At 35.3% G+C, this 22,216-nt stretch carries 13 protein-coding genes; 2 read left to right on the top strand and 11 right to left on the bottom strand.

Features of this window, described 5'->3' with window-relative positions:
- Positions 1–23 precede the first annotated feature (23 nt).
- The 11 genes from C1X07_RS05415 to C1X07_RS05360 form a co-directional block, all read right to left on the bottom strand.
- Positions 24–1,523: an arsenate reductase/protein-tyrosine-phosphatase family protein gene (locus C1X07_RS05415; RefSeq protein WP_103068971.1), complete on the bottom strand. Its 1,500-nt coding sequence runs from the start codon at positions 1,521–1,523 to the stop codon at positions 24–26.
- Positions 1,524–1,525: 2 nt separating this feature from the next.
- Positions 1,526–2,722: an acyl-CoA dehydrogenase family protein gene (locus C1X07_RS05410; protein WP_103068970.1), complete on the bottom strand. Its 1,197-nt coding sequence runs from the start codon at positions 2,720–2,722 to the stop codon at positions 1,526–1,528.
- Between the two features lie 6 nt (positions 2,723–2,728).
- Positions 2,729–3,106, bottom strand: a complete 378-nt coding sequence (locus tag C1X07_RS05405) for a hypothetical protein (protein ID WP_103068969.1) — start codon at positions 3,104–3,106, stop codon at positions 2,729–2,731.
- A 19-nt stretch (positions 3,107–3,125) separates the two neighbouring features.
- Positions 3,126–3,539, bottom strand: coding sequence for a hypothetical protein (locus C1X07_RS05400; RefSeq protein WP_103068968.1), 414 nt, complete (start codon positions 3,537–3,539; stop codon positions 3,126–3,128).
- On the bottom strand, positions 3,540–4,994 hold the full coding sequence (locus C1X07_RS05395; RefSeq protein WP_103068967.1) for a type I 3-dehydroquinate dehydratase: 1,455 nt from the start codon (positions 4,992–4,994) through the stop codon (positions 3,540–3,542).
- A 1-nt stretch (position 4,995) separates the two neighbouring features.
- Positions 4,996–6,537, bottom strand: coding sequence for a cytochrome c/ABC transporter substrate-binding protein (locus C1X07_RS05390; RefSeq protein ID WP_103068966.1), 1,542 nt, complete (start codon positions 6,535–6,537; stop codon positions 4,996–4,998).
- A 9-nt stretch (positions 6,538–6,546) separates the two neighbouring features.
- Positions 6,547–7,725 (bottom strand): SCO family protein, encoded by a 1,179-nt coding sequence (locus C1X07_RS05385; RefSeq protein ID WP_103068965.1) that lies wholly within the window; start codon positions 7,723–7,725, stop codon positions 6,547–6,549.
- Between the two features lie 36 nt (positions 7,726–7,761).
- Positions 7,762–9,681, bottom strand: a complete 1,920-nt coding sequence (locus C1X07_RS05380) for a YncE family protein (RefSeq protein WP_103068964.1) — start codon at positions 9,679–9,681, stop codon at positions 7,762–7,764.
- 17 nt (positions 9,682–9,698) lie between these two features.
- Entirely contained in the window at positions 9,699–15,287 is a 5,589-nt protein-coding gene (locus C1X07_RS05375) for a cupredoxin domain-containing protein (RefSeq protein ID WP_128755201.1), read from the bottom strand.
- 805 nt (positions 15,288–16,092) lie between these two features.
- Positions 16,093–17,199 carry a DNA helicase PriA gene (locus C1X07_RS05365; RefSeq protein WP_103068961.1) on the bottom strand — a complete coding sequence of 369 codons (1,107 nt, stop codon included), beginning with the start codon at positions 17,197–17,199 and terminating at the stop codon, positions 16,093–16,095.
- 136 nt (positions 17,200–17,335) lie between these two features.
- Positions 17,336–18,472, bottom strand: a complete 1,137-nt coding sequence (locus C1X07_RS05360) for an SPFH domain-containing protein (protein ID WP_103068960.1) — start codon at positions 18,470–18,472, stop codon at positions 17,336–17,338.
- Between the two features lie 436 nt (positions 18,473–18,908).
- Between C1X07_RS05360 and C1X07_RS05355 the strand changes: the two genes are divergently transcribed.
- Both C1X07_RS05355 and C1X07_RS05350 read left to right on the top strand, forming a co-directional pair.
- Positions 18,909–20,321: a PcfJ domain-containing protein gene (locus tag C1X07_RS05355; protein WP_103068959.1), complete on the top strand. Its 1,413-nt coding sequence runs from the start codon at positions 18,909–18,911 to the stop codon at positions 20,319–20,321.
- Positions 20,322–20,347: 26 nt separating this feature from the next.
- On the top strand, positions 20,348–21,745 hold the full coding sequence (locus C1X07_RS05350) for an RtcB family protein (protein ID WP_103068958.1): 1,398 nt from the start codon (positions 20,348–20,350) through the stop codon (positions 21,743–21,745).
- Positions 21,746–22,216 lie beyond the last annotated feature (471 nt).

The raw sequence follows: 22,216 nt of genomic DNA, 5'->3' as shown, positions 1-22,216 counted from the left end.
TATATAGATGAGGCTTGTAGGGATTAAGAAAATGCTATTTCTTTTTTATGAATTAGTTCATCAATAACCTTTTCTAATTTTTTAGCACACTCTATATATGCTTTTTTTCCTTTGCCATGAGGTATTGGTATACTACCTTCTGTATCCAAACAACTAATTTTGTATTCTATATCTGGATATTTCTGTGTAATTAGATCTTTATGTTCTTGAGTAATACACCAAATCTTATCAACGGTACTGATATCTTTTTTACTAAGTTTATGAGAATTGTGTGGTATTGTTTTTATTCCTAGATGTTCTAAAGCTAGTTGAGCGTCGTTGTGTATAGGAATTCCATCCTCACCATTAATTCCGGCACTTAACACTTGGATATTAGAACGTTTATTGGTTTTATACTGTGATTCTAAGTGAGAAATCATACGATCTAAACAAATGGCTTGTGCCATAGGTGATCTTCCTGTATTACCAGGGCAAACAAAAATATATGTACGTTGTTTTGTCATAGATCCTTTGATAAGTTCAATAATCTTAGGTGTGCTTAATGCGAAAACCGCCAGAATCAAAATCACGGCACCAATAAGCTGAATGGTTGAATAGAACAGAGTGCCAAATACTAATGATAAAATTATCGCTGAAGAAACACCAGCTAGTAAACTTGCAGCTCGATTTATTGGAATGCAAAATGTATTTTCTCTTTGATCTAAATAAATTCGGGAACCAAAAATATATAGGCATGAGTATAATAGTCCTATAACGACAGAAGGAATGATCATTCCAGATGCAATAGATGAGGTGTATCCCGCTCTTATGGCTAGCATAAAATCACCTTGCCCTATCAATGCCAGGCATAACGGAATAAATAAAATAACCGCCATGGCAGATAACATTTCTTCTACAAAAAAAGTATAATTTGAAGATGTGTTTTTGGTTTTGGCGGCATGGGTCATAAATTGTAATCTGAAGAAATAACCAGAGAGATATGCTATAATATTTATACCTGCGGCAGTATTTAAAACGTAACCTGCCTTTTCAGAAAAAACTATTAAAAGCGAGAATAATGTAAGACCAAAGGCTAACCATGAATACCATTGTATTTTTCGCCTGTATAAAATATCAATAAATGGTGCCATTAATAAAACACCACCTCGCATTAATAATGCAGCAAAAACAATTGAAATACCAGTAAAACTATAGGCTAATGTTGTCGTAGCAATTATGATTGCAGTTGCTACTCCAGATAAAAAGGTATACCTATTTGTTGCAAATGGTACCTTCATGCCAAATATTTGTATCGTTCCTGCTTTTTTCCACCAATTTGTTACCGTTAAAATGATTAAAAAACCGATAACAGTCCCTAATAAAACCATAGGAAGTAATTCCAAACCAGATATAGGGGCGGCTGTATCAGAGAAATATCCTTTGGACAAAACTTTTGTCATACCACTATAAGGGATATAAAAGGCAAAATACCCAAATGCCAGTCCCCAAATATTAAGTTTTCGCTTGTTAGTATTTTTTTTCATTGTTATTTTGTTTTGAAAAAGGATTGATCATGTAGTTCACCAAGTTGAGATTTTCCTATAGTTGCTAATAATTGATCATCATTATCATGTCGTGTGTATAAGGTTAGGTCTCTTACAATTCGTTCAAGAGGGCTGGGTTTGATTAAAGATCTGGCTCCGCATGAATGAATTGCATAATCCACTGTTTCTGTAGCTAATTGTTCGACTTGATAACGTACCATATTGCCCATACTTTGAGCCGAGCTTATTTGGTTATCATCCCATAATTTAGCAGCGTGATCTAGCCACATGCGAGCCGATTGGATATTAATAGCCATTTTTCCAATGCGGTGTTGGATAAAAGGATCACTCTGTCTATGTTGGTTCTGTATGTGATTTAGCGTATATTCATAAGCTGCCTCTGCACCACCCAAAAAAGTAGCGGCATACTGAGGAATCCATCTTGTTTGCCAATCTTCAAGTAAAAATTGCCCTGGTTTTCCAATTTGATTTTCATAGGGTATAAAAGTATTATCAAAATGTACTTTATAGCTTACTGATCCTCTCATGCCCATGGGTTTCCACCAGGAATCATCAAAAGAAACGGAAGGATTAGAAAGATCACAAGCAAGCATTATTACAGATTCTGGTGAACCTTCGGCATGGCGAGCACCACCAGGACCGTCTATATTTACTAATAGATTAGCCCAGGTTGCCCCTGGCGCACTAGAGCAGAATACTTTTGACCCATTCAGAATATATCCCCCATCAATTCTTGAAACGATTGTTCCAATAGACTGTTTTTGTGATGGAGTTTTTAAAAGCGGCTCTCCACTCCAGACAGTCCAGATATCACCTTGGTTTATTACTCCAGAGAACCATCTTTCCTTTTGTATATAGGTGCCTAGGTTGTCTAATAGCATCAGGGCATTGTTATGTCCTTCCCAGCATCTGGCGGTAGACATATCAACTTTTGCAATTTCTGTTGTCATTTCCCAGAGTTTTCGGATATTACCTTTGTTGTTGCCTAATCCCATTCCTCCAAATTCTTTTGAAATTGTAGGGGCATTAAGTCCTGCATGAAATAAGGACAAGAAGTTTTCTTTAGGAAAAGTATACGTTTCGTCATATTTATCTGCACGTAATACAAATTCTTCAGATACTAGTTTTTTTAGAGCTTTTAGCTCATTGGTTGTATGTAATTTGATATCATTATTCATAATTTTCTATACTTTATAAAAGAATTCACGCACAAAGCAATCAGATCTTTCATCGTTAGTATCAAAAGTCAAATAACCTGCGATAATTAGTAGTCCTTTATTTTCGTTTATGGCCAGAAAAGCTTCCATTTCTTCCATCTTTAGATGTGCTTGAAAAGCTACTACATCATTAATTTCTGGGGCGTAGGAGTGAGGTCTTACTGGGGCGATGTCCCAATTGCTCTTATAGAAACTATCTTTAGAGTTTTTGATCCTTATTTGCATTACTCCATCTTTTTCAAAAAAAGTGAACTCACCTATTAACCGGGCTTTTTCATAAGAATTACGCCACGTACCTAAATAGTAAGAAAGATCTACTTTTTGTTTTTGTTCTTTTAATTCCATATTTAGTTTTTAGTGATTGTTATTTGCAAAAGAATTCGCGAGAGAAATAATTATTACGATTACTTCCATCTTTAAAAGTATTATAGGACTGTACTACCATTACTCCATATTTTATATTTACTGCTACCTGAATTTTCATAAAGTCAAACTCAAAAGTGGATATAAACCCTTCAATTTCAGAAGAACCGACATTAGAGCTAAATAGTTCACAAGGAGATTGCCCCCAATCTTTCTCTCCAATCTCTAGTTTGCCATAGCAGTGCAAAAAAATGGTGTCATTCTTTGAAATAACTTCGAGGCGTGCGATTTGACCTGTTTTTGGGTTTACGTTTTTCCATATACCTAGTAATTCTTTTATTTCAGAAGCCCATTCATGGTAGAATTCTGAGATGATATCACCCCTTTGGGCATGTTCTAAATCTGTTGTTTGCATTTAATTTATTTTAAGATTTTGTGTTACTTTTTTGACTTTTGGCATTTCTATTCCAGTCATAAACTTGAATTGCTGACTGATCTGTAAGCGTGCTATTTCTTTTCCATCAACAAACTCGATATCACATAATTGACAATATTGAACAAGCTCTGTATCTTCTTCCAAAGAATAGACATGATCTATCACAATACTATCATTGTTTAATTGTGTTATATCAAAGGGTGATTCATTCTGGTTTTTACCAAGGGGAGTGGCGTGAATTATAATATCAAAAAGACTAGCGTCGAATGCTTGTAATGCTATAAAGCTTAGTTTTAAAGAAGCAGCTACCTTACGTCCTTTTTCAATGGTTCTGTTCACTAGCGTTGCCCTTATATTCATTCTTTTTAATGTGCTTGCTATTGTTCGACCTGTACCACCGCAACCAATGATGGCTATTTTTTTGTGACTCCAATCATCTGTAACTTGATTTAACGATTGGATGACACCATAAGGATCAGTACTAAAACTTTTCCATCCTTGTTCTTTTCGTATTAGACCATTACAGATTTTAACTTTATCTACAGCCTTATTATCAATAGAAACAGCATAACCATTTGCTTTAAAAGGAGAAACAACAGTTAATCCAGATAATGGAACAGGCATAAGGGGGGATTGCATAATTCGATCTGTAAAGGAAGAAAAGTTGTTGGTGTGAAATGGTAGATATAGATATGGAAGTCCCAATGTTCTGTAGCCTTGATTATGTTGTTTTGGTGAGATGGATTCTAATACTGGGTTTCCTACAATTCCAAAGAGTTGTTTTATAGGATATACATAGGGTAGACCATAATCCTCTATTAATTGTCTGGTTAAAAAATGAGGTGCTGGTTTCTTTTCTTTTGCCAAAGTCGATTGTACTTCTGGAGCTCCCAGAAAAGGAGACAAAACCTGTGTCCATTCTGCGGTTAAACCAATGGCATAAACTACTATTGATGTATTACTAATTGCATTTAACAAAGACATTAATGTTACTCCATCGCTATGGTTGTCTGTCGTTACAACTATTTTGTATCTGCTAGCTGGGACTTTAGTATACTTTTGAATACGTGTGATAAGGGCAAAATGATTTTCTGGAGAACCATACCAGACAATTCTTCTTTTGTTTTTTGGAATAAAATCTAATACTTCTGGAGCCAAATCACGATCTCCTTCTAATTCGACATAATCAAAAACAATAGAAGCTTCTTTTAAGAGACGATATCGTTCTGATATCGTCCCCTCAAAGAGACCACCTTCTTCTTTGCTTCGCAAAGCGTATATAATAGGAATATTAGTATGGTCTTTTATCTTGCTTATATCACTTAACAGATCAGCTCTTACTTCTATCAACCCAATCTCATTAGGTAGATAGGACAATTCACATATTTGATCATCGTGAGTAATAGAAGTTACTATTTGTACTTTTCTCTGCATATTACTTTTCTTTACTATTTATGGTAGTAATCAATTTCATTTTCTTTTTTTCTGTGTCAAAACCAATGATGTATATATTGGAGTTTCCTACACGTTTATTTAAATTATATGTTATTGAAGGAGTTAAACCATTAGAGTATTCGAATAAACCTTCCATTGTTTCTTTAAAATTAGGCCTACTTAAATTTTTGCCTATTCTTTTTAAGCATTCCTCTGTGGTTAATAGCATGGAGAGCATATCTAGTTGTCCTTGTTTCCAGGAAGAATTCAATTTGTAATTATCATTCAAGTTTTGATACGTTTGTATCCCTTCATAAGTTCGTTCTGATACCCAGGTAGGATAGCCAATGAATACTTTGTTTTGAAACGTTGCTGGTATTTTGAATAGGTTAACCCCTGATACGCTTCCTGGAATTAAAACAAAGGGTGTTTTTTTAATTTTGTAAAAGGCATTTAGTAATTCGTTTCCAAGAACATTAGGACCTATAAAAATGAGTAATCCGTCTGATGAAATACTTTTGTTTTTTGCAATCTCCTCAATAGTATTTTGACTTATGAGTAGCATGTTTGGGTGCAGTCCGAATTGCTTATGATAATAATCTGCTACCTCTTTTGCCATCCCTGTTCGGATTTGGTCTTTTGAATAAACTATGGTAGTATTACTTGTTGTTTTTTGGTATTTCTGTTGTTTATAAAAATCTATAAGAGATACACTTTGTGCAGTTAAACTTGGATAAACATAAAAAGCATATTGATTTTTAAAACCGCTATTAACTCTTTCTTTAGAGAAAGACAAAAGAGCGGGAATCTCGATTAGATTTGCTTTTTTTGCAATAGATTTATCACCAAACCCCATTAGCATAAAGAACTCATCGTGAGTAAAATTTTCCTTGTTTTCTAAAAATGAGGGTTCTATTTTTCGATTATAAATTCCTCCCTGGTTATTTATAAAAGAGCAATATGCATTTACTAGATTTTTAATTGCCTCATTTTTACCTCCCGAGATTGTGTTTTTTTCGGGTAACACAACTCCAATCTGAATACTAGAATCCGAATACTCAACATCTTTATCAGTGCCTATTATTTTTATATATTCGATAAGATTATCAAGATCTTCTCTACTCATATTGTATTTGGGCATTGTGGTATGCAATTGATTTTCTCCCGAATCTATTCCGGTAGTTATTACTTTTCTCAATGTTGTTTTATCATAGGCAGGTCGTTTCTTATTATCTTGTCGTTTTCCACCATAATTTTTGGTTAGTTCTGCCCAGGTGATATTAGACGGCACGATACCTCCTTCAGGATTTCCAGTACCATCTGCTTTATGGCAATTAATACAAGGCATTATGGTTGCCGATACTTTTACACCCGACATCTCTGCCGTTATTTTTACATTAGTTGTGCCTATCCCTTTGGTGTAGATGTTTTTTCCTGCTTTTTGCTGTGCAGTCATACCTTGGTTTACGACCAGTACATATGAATTTTTGGCAACAGTAAATCCAAAAAAGAGGAATAATAGGTATACGGGGTACACTTTCATTTAAAAAATTTAATCAATTTGGTCGTTTATAACACTGTCTATCTGAGTAATGATATCATTTACAGCCGCTAATCCATTTACTTTTTTCCATAGTTTAGTGTTCAGGTTTCCTACAAGAAAAATAGAATCATGTCCTTCTCTGGTAGAAACATTTTTCCCTAGTTTTTTTAGGGCGAATTCAATGTTTTCTTTTTTACCGGTAACAAAATACCACCCGTTGCGAGCATTGTACGATTCTGCATATGTTTTTAATACGTTTTGCTGGTCGGTTTTGTAATCGACCGTCATGGAGATGATATGCACCTGATTACCTAGTTTTTCTCCCAGATATTCTTGGATCTTTTCTAGATTACTACTCATTAATGGGCATACACCGGTACATTCTGAAAAGAAAGGGTTAATAATTACTACTTTGTCTTTCATTAAATCGGCGTATAGCCTCATTTTATCTCCATGCTGGTTAATTAATTCGGTATTGGTAAAATAATTTTCGTCTCGATTATATATTTCGGTTTTGTTTTGTTGGTTGTTAATGTATCCCAGTGTCGGAGGATCAAAAAAGGTATTTAAAGTTTTAGCTAGTTCTTGGGGGTTAGCTAATCCATTGGTTCTTATCCAATTGTTTTCACCTCCTTTTCCCAGTAATATAATTGGTGCATGTTCCTCTTTTAGAGCTGTGTATACTTCTAGATTTTTTAATATGGTAGTTATGTTTTTCTTTTCTCCGGTAAGCAATGTCCATCCTGGTCCCGCTTCAAATTTCTTACTCCATTCTAGTAGTCGTTCGGGAGTATCTGTTATAGGATCAATACTTATAGTAAGCATTACTAATTCTGAGTTTTCTACTCGCTTATTCATCAATTTTTTGAGATGAATAAAGTTGACTCCCATTGGAGGACAAATCGTTTTGCAGCTAGTGAAAATAAAATTGAGTGCCACGACTTTGCCTTTGATCAAATCATGAAAATTTACATCTTCTCCGAATTGATTTTGCAAAGAAAAACGCTGTTTTGTTTCAGAATTTGACATAGACATCGGCATGGACATCGAAGAGCAATGTGCTTCTTTTTTTGTTTTAGTAGAGGTAGAGCAGCAGCTTGCTTTTTTGGATTCTTTTTTTGTTTGCGAAAAGGCACTTTGACAAAGTAATGTTGTTATTATAAGTAAACTGATTTTAAGTTGTTTCATAATAAGTGATTATTTGTTTTTGATTATGTGATTTTATTATTCGTAAGCATATAGTGCCATAAACTGAGGATTGTTAAATGTTAAGCCCCTGGATAAACACTCTACATATATATAATGCAAGCCCTCCTCTTCAAATTTTAAATTTGTTTTGTAGACTCCTTTGATTTCGGATTCTTTGACTGCTATAGAATGATATCCTCTGCCAGCGCTATTCATTGTCATTATTTTGACATCTTTTAGCTCAGATACCTGTTTGCTGGTTTTTACATCCAGTAATTCGAACTTGACAGGTACATCTGTACCAACTTTGGCGTGATTGTTAGATGATAAATAGTGTATGGAAATGGGACCAAGGATCTCTTTTAGACGTTTTTTTTCTTTTTCTTTATTTGGTAAAACATTTACCGCAAAACATTCCATAAAAGAAGGGACATCTAAAAAAAGACTTATTTCATAATCACCAGGCGTACGTAGTTGTGCTGTTGTCTGATATACTCCAGGAGCTGTTTCTTCTATACTTTTATCAATTACCTGAACGGCTTTAGGATGTTTGCCGTAGGTGCTAAAATGACCACTTGGTGCCGCCATTCCTTCAGAATAATAATAAATGGATTTGTCTAAATAATTGGATACTAATACTGCATTTGCCCCAGGCGCTTGAATAATTCCCGAAGCACCATTTTTTGCTGCTCCTAAGGCAGGAGGGTTTTGTCCTCCGGTAAAGTCAATTAGTGGGATTTCTGCTCCTTCTTTACCTATAACATCTAATGGGATCATCCATATAATCTCGCTTCCCAGATGTCTTACATATGCCAGCTCATCCGAAAAACTTACTTCATCTGGTTGTTCATCAACATCTGCAGATTGAATAATTCTATTGGTAGCACTGTCAATAATACTGATTGTATTTGCCAATGGATTAAGCACAAAACCTAATCTTCCGTCTGGTGCAAATGTTATTTTATCAATACCTTTTTTACCATTAATTTCTTCAATAACCTGAAGTGTTGTTCTATCTATAACACTAATGATCGAACTCTTTTTATTTACTACATAAAGGGCATTAGCTTTTTCAGAATAGGCTATAGAAACAGGAATATCCCGAATAGAGATATCTTTTACTTTTTCTAATGATTGTACATCAATAACAGAAATGGTTTGACTATTTTGATTCGTGACATAGATATAATCGTTATCCTTTCCTGCAACAATGTTATGAGAGCCTGAACCAGTTTGAATGGTTTTGATCAATACTTTTTTTTCTGTATCAATTACAGCTACCCCTGAATTAGCTTCAAATTTACCAGAAAGATCATATGATACCCATAGATAATGCTCATCTGGTTGTAAAACAATTTCTTTTGGTTGCCCGGGAATAGATATATTAGCCTCATTTTTCATTTCTGAGGTGTTTATTAATGCAACTTGATTGGCTTTGGGCATAGATACATATACCATGGTCTGATTTTCTTTTATTGCCCAATCATACCCCGTACCCGGAATTTGTATTTGGGTTAATAATTGTGAACCTCCAAAACCAAATAATGGATCTACAACATTAATGGTATTATCATCATTTAACGTTAAGACATAATATACATTAAGATCTAGTTCTGGTCGTGATAATAGCGCCCCTTCTATAAAAGAAACAATTTTACGACCACAATCTACGGGCTTATTTTTGTTGGTTTTATCCATCCATGCAGCAGGAAAAGAACCAGAAAGTGGTTTTCCTGTTATAGTATCAGAAATTTTGAACTGAAACAATACATGATCACCCTCACGAAATTCATTGATTGGTTTGCCTGAATGAAGGTGAGATAACGAAAAATCTATCTTAATCCCTTCTTTTACAACAGACTTATGATATCCCTCTTGTGCCTCTACGTTTTGCTGAAATAATAAAGAACAATACAGAAAACATAAGAAGCTTATTTGCTTACTAGTAAAACTCATCTATGACAATTGTTTTATTATTCGATTTTTACTTTTTTTCCTTCTACTCTATTTGGGTGCACTCCTTTTAAGAGTACTGTTTTGCGTAGGTTTGTGGGCGCTGTCAAGACTTTTTTAAGAGGGTTCTTTTCTGATTTTTTTATAAGTTTTGCTATGTACTGTGCATCACCATTTATTTTACCTCCTAGAGAAGATTTAATAACAAAAGGCAGATCTAATTTTTGGGTATCTATATTTTTTATTTCCCAGGAACCATCAGATTGCGATACTTGTGCCGTGATTTTTTTATCATAATACTCCAGAGTAACGCTTTCGGGTAGTTTTCCTGTGTTTGGATCTACGCTGGCCATACCAAATAGAGTAGCGGCATTATTAGATGATTTTATATGATCAACATAAAGATAGTCTGTAGCATCTGTAACCGTCATTATCCCCCAGATTCCTCCTTGAAAACTGAGGCTAAGCATACTATTATATATGTAATCACCAGGTACTTTATTATCTCCTCCGGCACTATTGATTACCAAATCAAAACTATTTAAAGGACCTATCTGATCTCTAAAGCCAAACCACTGTGATTTATCATTGTATCCTATCTGCGTAGAGTTGTCAGTATATGGCTCTTCTTGCCAAACATGACCATGTAAGTTAAATGATTCTGTATTTCCATTACCTCCTGGATGTAGTATCCTGATTCGTAATGGATCTCCTGCTTTTGCTACAAAGTGGGGAGTCTCAGGATAATCTCCATTGTTGATAACGTTTGAAGTAATATCGGCAAGATCATTTTGATTAAAAGTTGTTGTAAGCCCTTGTTGTGTTAATCTACTGGCTAATGGTTCTGATTTATAATTTAAAGCATAGCCAACAGTGGTAAAACCTGTATTTGAACTAGCTACAATATTATCCTGAAATTGCATTACAAATTCTCTAAATAAAAATTTGTTATTGCTATCATAGATATTTGCAGAATGGGATGTAGTAGCATCCTCAACCCAAGTAGTGCCTTCTGGTTCGATGATTAGCGCTCCAAAAAGTCCTTTTACATATTGTTCTAGTGGGTCTGGGGCAGATAATACTACCGATCCGAATTCTACAGGAACAGGAGTGTTATTTTCCCATTTTCCGGCATACCATTGATATGTTCTTTTTTCTCCTCTATCTATGGTTTGAGGAGAATTTAAACCTATATTGGTGCCGTCATTTATACCTACGTCATAAGATAATAGCCCGGCGTTTAATCCTACACTTGTTGAAGGTTTTAGGTTTACAACTTGATTCCCTTGTAAAGTTCCTGTACTATCTTTATATCTGTAACTATAGGTTCCGGGATTGCCTTGAAAATCTTCAGAAATACTATTTGTTAGGTGTACAGTTACACAGTCTCCGGCATTCGCTCTCAGTACCAAAGGTTCTTGCTTCCATGTACCATTTTTAAGCTCTTCATCCTTTACAAATACAATAGCGTCATCTTCTATATTTCCAAATTTCTGATTATAAACTAATGCACCTCCAAGTTGATCGATAGAAACTGCTGTTACATTATATTCTTTAAGTGGTGCATTTGTTGGGCAACCACAATTTTTTGGCATAGCGGTAACAGGATTTTTTGTAATGTCATTATTAGGCAAAGGCACAAGATTGGACTGTTCTTTATTATATGTTCTCATAATACCCCATAGTCCGGCTGTTCTTCCACTTACATCAGAACTTGCCTGATACAAATAATCACTGGTAGTTGGTTCTGTATTACCTGTTACAGGAAATTTAAAATTCATTTCAAAATGTTCTGATAACCCCATGTTCTGAGTGGATCGTAAACCCGAATTTTTATTTGAGGGCTCAAAAAGCCAATTAACACCATGTACATTAAAAAAATGTGAGGTCACGTGTGCACCGACCAGGGTCCTAATCTGAATTTTATCATTTTCATATGCCCTAAACAAAGGAGTATATGGATCTTTTGGTTGCATTTCTGGTCCAATAGGGTTCACAGGGAATCTAAACCTAGAGCTTCCCGGGATAAGTGTTCCTCCTATGGGTTGGGTGTTAAATACTGAGTCAGCCCTGTTTATTTGTGAGCTATACACATTGGCAAGATTTCCTGCTGGGTATGCCGCTTGAGTATAAGTAGAATCAGGATTTGAAGGTGGAATTGAAGCACGTAGAGGTAAAGGTTCATTTCTATAATTCATAGAGTAAGTACCTCTAAACCCAAAAGAGATCAACTCAGGATACCCTTGGTTTAGGATAGCCTTATCAGTATCCATCCATCCTCTGTATTTACTAACTGAGTCTAAGAATTGTTTTCTTGCCACTCCAACGAATTTTTTTGGAAATTCGGGATATGGATCGTGAGTGGTGCGACTATCAGAAAGGTATGCTTGCTGGGTATCCTGAAACTCTAACATGAACTCACGATAACTATCTTCTACATTTTCTGTAACAATATTGGCTTGCCATCCAGTTGGACCACCGTCACTTACTCTTTTTGAAACTCCATTTACTGTTACAGGGCGAGTGGCTCCATTATTTGCAATACCAAGCTGATTACCTGTTACCGGATCAATCCATTTGGATTTATAGGGTTCTACTAATAAGCCTGCGTACAAACCAATTTGTTGATGTGTAGATGGTCCAAAATGATCATGAGTAAATACAGTTCTAAGTGTTCGATCTTCTCCTCTGTTATTTAGTAGTGGATCTGCATACCATCTCTGTATGGTAGTTTGTGCTCCGGTCCAATTTTGATCTTCTGGAGCGGCTCCCCAAATAGGATTAGGGGCATGAGGTTTCAATATGTTGGTGTTTACTTTGTATGAAGCTACATCCGTAATTGGTTTTCCATTTTGAAAAGCATAGGTATATCGTTTTCCTCCATCATTAATAGACTTGATTCTTTCTCGAACCAGATCAGGTGCTAAAGTTCCATCTTCATAATTCCACCCATTAGCAGCACCATCAGAGGCGGTTACATCAAATTTAACCAAATGAATGTGTTGCCCTATAATATCTGTAGGAGTACGCACCTGATAATCGTCTAATTCGTAGTATTCGGGTACCAAGTTGGTATGCCAATATTCTACATATTCTTCAGAATTAGCTCTAAAATAAAATGGTTCAGGTGGTTTTATCCCATCAATATTAGCAGCAACGTCTCCCCATAAGGATATAATACGTTGCTGAGGGTAATGCCATCCCTTTTTATTAAGTACTATATCCAATTGAATATTAGCAGCTTTATATACCCTTTTGGTTCCTACTTTATTACCCGACAGGTCTATAGCAGGATCGGCGTAGGGCGCTCCAGAAACCGGTGGTAATCCGTTTAATATAAAGTCTCCTGAGCTTCCTTCTGGCGTTAGTGTTTTATGTTTTCTGATAGCATGGGTAGCCATGGCTACTTTTTCAACAGTTGTACCTTCTTCAGGTAACTCGATGACCTGTATACTATCTACTATCTTGGTCCAATCATATTGGGTGTGATTCTCAAAAGGAACCTTGGCTTTGTAAACTACGTTTCTGGGGAGCCCTCCATTTAATGAACCAAAGGCGATAGAATCCCCAACGGCGTTATAAATAGCGCCTTGTGCAAAATCCATTGGCGGATGTGGAGGTCTACTACCCGAAACTCCTGGTATAAAAAATGGATATCCTGGATTTCTTGAAATATCATCTATCACAACTTCGCCATCAGCAATATGTGTTTTTGAAGGTACAGGAGCCATTGCTCTTTTAGGTATAGGTACCAAACCAGGGATTGGGGTTCCGGTTGCAATTTCTCCATCAGGAAGTGCTCTTGAATTTGTCATTGGTCTACCATTTGTATCTAACTCGGTTCCTAGTTCTAATACATCATGTACTCTCCAAAGGCTCCACATCCCTGCTGCAAAATGAGGATAAAAATGACAGTGAAATATTTGATCACCGACTGTTTTATTTAGATTACCACTTCCGTTATACACCATTTCTAAAGTATATGATGATCCTGGATTAATGGTTTGACTATCCAAATAATGACCATTATCACTATTCGGAGAATGTAACCACTGGTGTGTGTGTTGATGATGCACATGAGTAAGTCCAGCCCCTGCATGGGTTACTCTAAATTTTACATGATCGTTCATATAACTATGATATACATTAGAAGGATCATCCGGATACAGTGCTTTGGTTGCTTTAAGTCCAAGAAGAGGAGTTTTTGTAGCATCTGCACTTGATGCGTTAGAGTTAAACAAAAACTGATTTTGTTGTGTAACATTAGGTGCCACCAATGAAGCTGAATTAGCTGGGATATCGACTACCATAGAAGGATCTCCTACAGCCCAGGAACTCAAAAAGAATTCTTCATACGCACAATCATCACAATCTGCCATAGGACCTACACCAATACGATTGGCATAAATCTCTGCTCCAATACCTCCGGATCCATAATTAATCGAGAAATTATCTTTTCCTGTTGCTAGGGTATTTACAAGATCCAGACCATCTGAGTTTTTGTCACTTTCATAAAAAACAGGAAATGCCTGTACTGTCCAGGGAGACTCATGATAATGAATACCAAACTCTCTATAAGGTCTTCTTCGGTCTGGCGAAGCAGGAACTTTAAAGAAAGATGGGCTATCCCCAGTAAAATCTCCTCTGTTTGGTCCTGTTATGATTGCTGTTAAATCTGTATGAACCAAGGTTCTGGTTGTGCTTCCATTGTTGTATTTTTTTTCGGTATACATTTTTAAAATAGGCCTGCCATTTGCATCCTTTTTATCATAATCTATAATAGGATAGGTCTTATCCATGGCATAGATATCTTTGACATCTTCTTTATTTATTTTGATATTTTTGGTTCCAGCATATTCTGAGATTTGTTCATAATGTGTAATGGTTTGATTAAGGTCATCTTCTGTTACCTGGCTGCGGTACCATTCTGCTCCCTCTGGTTGTACATTAAGTGTTCCGAATAAGCCATTTGTTAATTGCCCTCCGGGTTGCCCGCCATTGGCAACTGTAGCCCCTGTGCTAAATAGTAAAAACGCACCTTCTTGCGGGACTCTTAAGATATATTCTAAGGTTTCTCCAGGATTTGCTAAACTCGATGGGTTTGCCCCAGACCAACTGGCATCAGAACTTATACTGTTTGCCATTTCAGTTCCTAAAATATGTACTCCGGCAGCTCTTGTTTTTGGATAAATGTTTGAGGCCTGACTTTGGGTTATGGTATCTGGTAGTTTTGTTCCGTATGCATTTACAACTGCAAGAGAGTCGAATGGAGCTAATAGGTTGGTGAATTTTATCTTTAATATATTTCCTTTATTGGCTCGTAAAACAATTGGGCGGGGTCGTTTGTCGGGTCTTAACCGTACTTTTCCCAAAATATCTTTGGAAACAGGATAAGTAATATCTTGATCCAGGTCACTTACCAGAGCAAAGATCATCCCTGTTGGTTGTGCAGCCCCCAATCTATTATACATAAAGGGTTGGTTGATAGCTGCCATTTCTACATATACAGTATCTTTTACTTGGGCATTAAGAAAGGTAGTTACCCCAAAGAAAAAAACAATCAAGCTGATTCTAGCTAAATTAACGAGTGGTTGAGTTGAAACGACCATAATTTTTGATTTGTGTATTTAGTTATATTACCATAGATAGGAGCAGGTAAAAAGGCTCCATATTACGAGATCTTAAAATTTATGAGGTAAGGGTGTTGAACACAAAAAGATTAATATAGCAGGGGTTTAATCTATATCGTTTTCCTAAAATACTTTTTTGTTTAATACAAAACTATTAGTCAAATTCACACGGCAATTCATATTAAATTTCTTCATTATTAATAACCGAATGTTCTTTTGATGAAGTCAAATTACGAAGAAATGAAAGGAAATAATATTTCATTGTATTTCACTGTTAAAACCATAAAATAGATGAGGTAATAGTGTTGTTTTCAGTGAGTTGAATGTAAAAACGAAGGGGGAAATAGTGTAAATTAATCAAAGAAAAACCCTCTTGAGAAAGTACTTCCTCACTGATGTAAAATCAATAGTTATTCTCTTTAATATACTAGGATGAATAGTTTCATAAACAGTCTCGCGTAAAATCTTATTAATCCATGGGTATTGCCGACCCGCGCGCCGCGGACTACTATTGGTATGCCGATGGTCGATAAAAATACTGCGCGAAAAGGTATTCCTATTGCACGGGGAGCTATTGGTATGCCGCTAATCGATAAAACTACCGCGCGGGAAGGTGCCCTTAATGTGCTGACAAAGGTTTATGTGCCGATGGTCGATAATTGTATCGCGCGGGATAGGTTTGACTTTAGAGCCCTTTTTTGAAGGTATATAATTATCAACAATATGATCTGTTGTGTGCTTGCCGTAGGATACCGAGGATTGAAATTTATATAGTTGGATTTTACTACTGTTGCTCAGAGAACCAAAACAGTATTGCGATGATAGCTAATATAAACAGTACCAAGAAGAATATTTTCCAGAAAGAATAGGGGCGGCTGCCAGAAATTGATCCTGTTTGCCCATTGATAAAGAAGTTATATTTTTTTCCTTGAAAACGATATGCACTAACATAAACAGGGAGTAAGATATGTTTAAATGTTTCTTCACTTAATCTCATATCTATATGGTGTACTCTTTGTGTATCTCCACCTATATCCCTTCTTGCCCATGAAGTGGCTATATTTTCTGCTTCTTTGGTAGATGATAAATGACCATCTTTTAAAGAAATAGTATATTTTTCTGTAACAAAACCGGCTAAAAAACTTGTATTAAAAGGTTCGAGTGCATCCAAGTTCCAGTTTGATAATTTTCTTGGGATAGGGTTTTTTTGTTGATGAGAAGCTTTAATTAGAGTATCATCAACAAAACCATTTACATTTCCACTAGCAGGAGACCATCTTGTTCTTCGTTCTTGCCGGGTTCTGGTAACCGTTTTACCGTTTACTGTTGTGGTATAGGGAACACTTACATAATAATAATCCCCACGTTGCCCTCTATAATTGGCATACAATTGGGCATCAAATGTCCAATACGGGAGATATAGTCCTTTGGTATTTTGAGGGTCTAATGCCGCTTTTTTTAGATTATTAGGAGCAAACCATAATCCTTTTACCCATTTTGAAAAAATCTGATGTGATTTTTTTTGATCAAATTGAAAAGGGAGGACGGCACCTGGTAAAATCCAATCTTCTTTATAGGCATCTTCTATAATCAAAGGCATTGTACAATACACGCAATGCAATGATTTATAGTTTTCTTCGATATGTTGATTAGCGCCACAATTTTTGCAATGTAGCATCATGATCTCTTCAGAATGGGATTGAGATCCCATTTCTTCGAGATAAGGTCTAAGTTCTAGCTCTTGAAATCCATCCTGATCGGTTGTGATGGTCTCATGATGACCACAATACTCACAGGTAATATCAGAAGTGCCAGGTTTGTATTTTAGCTCTGCCCCACAATTAGTGCAAGACTTTTTATGTTCAGAAACTGCTTTTTTTTCTTCTTCCATTGACTTATCAAAGATCTCTTGAAAATTACTAACCTACACAAGTTTTGAGCGTATGATCTTATTCCTACAGCTCAAAATTTATATAAGTTAAGTTTGGTAACTAAATATTTTCTAAGATTAAATAACAACTAAAAAACTAGCTACCTGGTAATGGAGGTGGAGTATTCCCACCTAAAAATGATTTTAGTTCCTCAACATCTTTAAGAGCTGTCCAACTACCCATTCCTTGTTTCCAAATTAGCGAATCCTTATTGATAGTTCTATTGGCAAATAGTGCTTTGAGTTGATCAAAAGATACAGGACCTGCTTGCTGACCATTTTGTCCATAAAAGTACTGTACTTGTACTGGCATTGGAGGAGGAGCAATTGGTGAAGACTGCTGAGGTTGTACTTGTTGTTGCCCAGACATTGGATTCATCATACCACCCATTTGTTGTGCAAGGACAAATCCCATACCCATTCCCATTCCTGCGCCTGCGGTTCCTCCTTCATTTGCTGCAGCTGCTTCAATAGCTTTTGCAGTTTTGAATTTTGTTAATTTATCCAAATCCAGCTTATCAATTCTACTGTATTCAAATATTTCCTTTTTCAACTCCTCAGGCATAGAAACATTCTCAATAAAGAATTTTTCCAATGAAATACCTACAGAATTAAATTCATGTTGCATTACTTCAAGGCATGTTTCTGATAATTCTGTAGTATTAGCAGCATATAATTCAATAGGTAGATTAGCTTCTCCAATAGTATCAGTAAAACGAGTAGAAATTAAACTTTTTAGATGTTCATTAATTTCATAATTGGTAAAATTAGCGTCAGTCCCTACAATATCGACAATAAACTTACCTGGATCATTAATTTTAAAAGCATAGGTTCCAAAAGCACGAATTTCGACTAATCCAAAACGATCATCATTTAAAGTAATTGGGTTTTTTGTACCCCACTTCTCATCAGTAAACAAGTGTGTGTTAACAAAATACACTTCTGCTTTAAAAGGACTGTTAAATCCATATTTCCAACCTTTTAAGGTAGCTAGAATAGGTAAGTTTTGAGTGTTTAAGGTATATGTTCCTGGTTTGAACACATCTGCCATTTGTCCTTCATTGATAAAGACCGCTGTTTGCCCTTCTCTTACAATAAGTTTTGCATCGTTCTTTATTTCATTTTGATATCGTTCAAACCTATGTACAATAGTATCATCTGTATAATCCAACCATTCTATGATATCTATAAATTCGTGGCTAAGCTTTTTCTTTATTTCGTCAAAAATTCCCATTGATGAGTTGATTTTAAATTTGCGTTTTAAAACTACAAAATAGAATGATTGAAGAAAAATTTTTTTCTACTAATATGAATTAGATTGAGTATAAATAGCATTTTTAATTTTGAGTTTTTAAAAAAAGAAATACTTTTGCAACTCAATTGTCAGAAAGACATTGTTTTAAAAAATATAGAAAATGTTCGAGTTACATACATATCAAATAGACTTAGGAGTGCGAAAGCAGCTCATGGTTAGATATTGTAGCTAGTGAATATTCACAATACTTTTCAAAATTGAAACCCTGAGCATTACATCTCAGGGTTTTTTATTCTACAATATTTAGGTAAGTCAAATAATAACCAGAATGAGAGAACTAGTCATTTAAAAATTGACTGTAAACATATTATGTGTTTCTGGTCATAGAAATTTAAAAATTAAAGTATATGAAATCATGGAAACATTATTGGAAAAAAAGGTTCTGGAAACCAAAGATCAAACAAAAGACATAGCAGTATTTGCTAATAAGTATGTCACCTTAGTAGAAGAAATATATACTGCCAATAATAAACCTCAAGGCTATACTGGAACTATAGCTTCTATGTTATGGATGTTCTTTTCTAAAATGAGTAAGAAAAGAAATACATGGAAAAGAAAGACCTTTAAGAACTTACTGTTAAGCCTACATAATCAGGGTTGTTATACTATTCTTAGAAGAATTGAATATGTAGAGGTATTAAGTAATATAAGTTCTTTTGGAAACAGGTTTGTAAGGAATATCGAGAATTGGCACAAAGAAACATATGTCGCAGAGGATCAGTTATTATCATTGATTGAGTTTTGTTTTGCTAAATATGATGTTCCAAAATTTTTAGCCTCTTCTTTTTTTGAAACACAAAAAAAACACATGTTATGGTATGTTCAGTTAGGTATTGGTAAAAGTGTAAAATCTTTGAGTGGTGTAGAAATAGCTATAACCTCAAGGATGGCACACGAATTCAGACATACCCCAAAAGGATATAGTGTGCCTCAGGCATTACGAAGAGCACAAGCGATTGGATATGGAGCTAATAAAGAAATGGCTGAAGCAATTGCCTGGTCTGGGTTGTCTAGGATAAATAGAAATGAAGAGTTTTGGAATACAGTAGTACAATTTTTTGCTAAACAAAAAGAAGTTCCTTTTGATAAGATGGGAGAAATATTGGACTACTTATCTTTTTCGATTAGAGAACATAGCGACTTTTCTATGAGAGGAAGAACATTAGAAGCACTAACAAGACAATCTGACGAGTGGCACCGTAGAATGTACATGCAACGCAATGCAGAAAATGACGTAGGGTGGAAATCAAGTAAGATAAAACAGTTGAGTTATTCTACACTTGAGGATGAGGTTACCATAACCTATAAAATAGTGGAACTATTAAATGCTCAAGAATTATATGAAGAAGGTTATGATATGTGTCATTGTGTAGCTTCTTATGTCGATGAGTGTTTTTCTGGTACAAGTGCAATTTTCTCATTGAGAAAATATACTAAAGATTCTTTTGAGAAATTAGTTACAATTGAAGTTGATCCTGTTTCTAGAGAAATCATTCAGGCAAAGTCAAAGCATAATGAAGCACTTAGCAAAGAAGCAGAAAAAATAGTTGAAATATGGATGAAACAAGTAAATCTTAAGCAAGAAGAATATTTATATACAGATCAGTACGAGGTTAGACCGGAGCAACATGATCAAATGAATGTTTTTTTAGATAGAACAACGTCTATGCAAGAGACAAGTATCGATACAGAAATTTCGGCAAAAACGATCTTTTTTATCATATATGCGATTGTAAAACTGATGATTGTTTTGTCACAGATAGTATAATACTCGATGAGTAAAAATTAAAAATTATGGCAAAATTAAAATTAAGAGGTAAAGACCTCATAGCAATAGGATATCCGCAAGGAAAAGTAATTAGCATTGCAATAGATATAATGTTAAGGAATTATAAGCGTGAGCGCAAGGACAAGGCAATGCAACGATTAAAAACTGTACTAGCCTCTCCCGAAAAATATTTGGGAGATGGTATCATGGGAAAAATAGCTGAAGAACTTGTGCAACCAGTGAAGATCGAAGCACAAAAATTAAGTACGCAAAGAGCCTCATTTACCATTTTTGGTGAAAATGAGATCCAGGAAGAAGCAAAACATCAATTGTACACTGCACTTAAATTACCAGTTTCTAGATCTGGCGCATTAATGCCCGATGGGCATGCAGGGTATGGATTACCGATTGGAGGTGTTTTGGCAACTGATAATGCAGTGATTCCTTATGGAGTTGGTGTGGATATAGGATGTAGAATGTGCCTTAGTATTTATGATATTAATGTATCGTATTTAGAAGGTCATAAGGACAAGTATATCCAAATGCTTCAGGATCACACTAAATTTGGAGGGTATGAAACGCATAAAAACATTCCTATGCATGATGTTTTTGAACATAAGGCATTTAGCGAAATTCCCATGGTGAAAAAATTAAAGGATAAAGCTTTTAAGCAACTTGGAAGTTCTGGTGGAGGAAATCATTTTGTAGAATTTGGTACTGTAGAGATAACAGATCCTAAGAATGAATTTAATGTTATGCCAGGTAAATATCTGGGTGTTTTGTCTCATAGTGGATCTCGAGGTTTAGGCGCCAATATCGCTAAACATTATACTAAATTGGCAATGAAACAGAATCCATTACCACAAGAGGCTAAGCAGTTAGCTTGGTTGGATTTAGATACTCATGATGGTCATGAGTATTGGATAGCCATGAATTTAGCTGGGGAATATGCATCTGCTTGCCATGATGATATTCATAGACGATTGTCAAAAGCACTTGGTGCAAGACCATTAGCGATTATTGAAAATCATCATAATTTTGCATGGAAAGAGTTGGTAAACGGTAAAGAGATGATTGTGCACCGTAAAGGAGCTACGCCCGCAGGAAAGAACGTTTTGGGGATTATTCCAGGCTCGATGACTACTCCTGGATTTATCGTAAGGGGTAAAGGAAATGAAGCTTCTTTAAATTCTGCTTCGCATGGAGCAGGAAGACAATTATCACGACGCAAGGCAAAAACAATGCTAACTGGTAGTGATGTAAAAAAAATGCTTAAAGATCATGGAGTTACTCTATTGGGAGGAGGATTAGATGAAGCACCTATGGCGTATAAAGATATCCATAAAGTGATGGCAAATCAAACAGAACTCGTTGAAGTAGTGGGTATGTTTACTCCTAAAATTGTACGAATGGATAAAAATTGATTTGATGTAAGCTGATAAATACTCCCTTAGTTATAAGACATAACTAAGGGAGTATTTTTTCTAACAATAATTATTGATTTAGAAAGTGAACATTTGTAACGCTACAAACTGTACAATATTTATGTGCTAATTATGACAATTGGAAATTTCAAACTCAATCTTTAACTTCTTGGTAGTTTTCCTTTGATTCATTATTTGTGATAAATACCATATTCACAGCTTTATACCGCAAATATGCAGCAGGTTTAATAAGAAATCAAGAGGTAAAAACTAAAGATTAATAGGTAAAACCCCTGCTTTATAAGGGTTTTATGCTTATTAGAGTGCTATAGTTTATGTCAGAATAAATCTGTTAGTAATGCTAAATTAGAATATTAATTGGATGGTAATATTTAGTTTGATTTCATATTGAAATCGGACTTTTCAACTAAATTCATCTTTTCTTTTGCAATTATAAAAATTAAAGAAAAA

The sequence above is a fragment of the Aquimarina sediminis genome (assembly GCF_002895435.1).
GTDB classification, from domain to species: Bacteria; Bacteroidota; Bacteroidia; order Flavobacteriales; family Flavobacteriaceae; genus Aquimarina; species Aquimarina sediminis.
Note: the sequence above shows the minus strand (reverse complement) of the source record. Positions and strands in the feature narration are given on the sequence as shown.

Excerpts from the sequence above, each read along its gene's own strand:
- C1X07_RS05415 (WP_103068971.1), bottom strand. The coding sequence starts at position 1,523 with ATGAAAAAAAATACTAACAAGCGAAAACTTAATATTTGGGGACTGGCA.
- C1X07_RS05410 (WP_103068970.1), bottom strand. The coding sequence starts at position 2,722 with ATGAATAATGATATCAAATTACATACAACCAATGAGCTAAAAGCTCTA.
- C1X07_RS05405 (WP_103068969.1), bottom strand. The coding sequence starts at position 3,106 with ATGGAATTAAAAGAACAAAAACAAAAAGTAGATCTTTCTTACTATTTA.
- C1X07_RS05400 (WP_103068968.1), bottom strand. The coding sequence starts at position 3,539 with ATGCAAACAACAGATTTAGAACATGCCCAAAGGGGTGATATCATCTCA.
- C1X07_RS05395 (WP_103068967.1), bottom strand. The coding sequence starts at position 4,994 with ATGCAGAGAAAAGTACAAATAGTAACTTCTATTACTCACGATGATCAA.
- C1X07_RS05390 (WP_103068966.1), bottom strand. The coding sequence starts at position 6,537 with ATGAAAGTGTACCCCGTATACCTATTATTCCTCTTTTTTGGATTTACT.
- C1X07_RS05385 (WP_103068965.1), bottom strand. The coding sequence starts at position 7,725 with ATGAAACAACTTAAAATCAGTTTACTTATAATAACAACATTACTTTGT.
- C1X07_RS05380 (WP_103068964.1), bottom strand. The coding sequence starts at position 9,681 with ATGAGTTTTACTAGTAAGCAAATAAGCTTCTTATGTTTTCTGTATTGT.
- C1X07_RS05375 (WP_128755201.1), bottom strand. The coding sequence starts at position 15,287 with ATGGTCGTTTCAACTCAACCACTCGTTAATTTAGCTAGAATCAGCTTG.
- C1X07_RS05365 (WP_103068961.1), bottom strand. The coding sequence starts at position 17,199 with ATGGAAGAAGAAAAAAAAGCAGTTTCTGAACATAAAAAGTCTTGCACT.
- C1X07_RS05360 (WP_103068960.1), bottom strand. The coding sequence starts at position 18,472 with ATGGGAATTTTTGACGAAATAAAGAAAAAGCTTAGCCACGAATTTATA.
- C1X07_RS05355 (WP_103068959.1), top strand. The coding sequence starts at position 18,909 with ATGGAAACATTATTGGAAAAAAAGGTTCTGGAAACCAAAGATCAAACA.
- C1X07_RS05350 (WP_103068958.1), top strand. The coding sequence starts at position 20,348 with ATGGCAAAATTAAAATTAAGAGGTAAAGACCTCATAGCAATAGGATAT.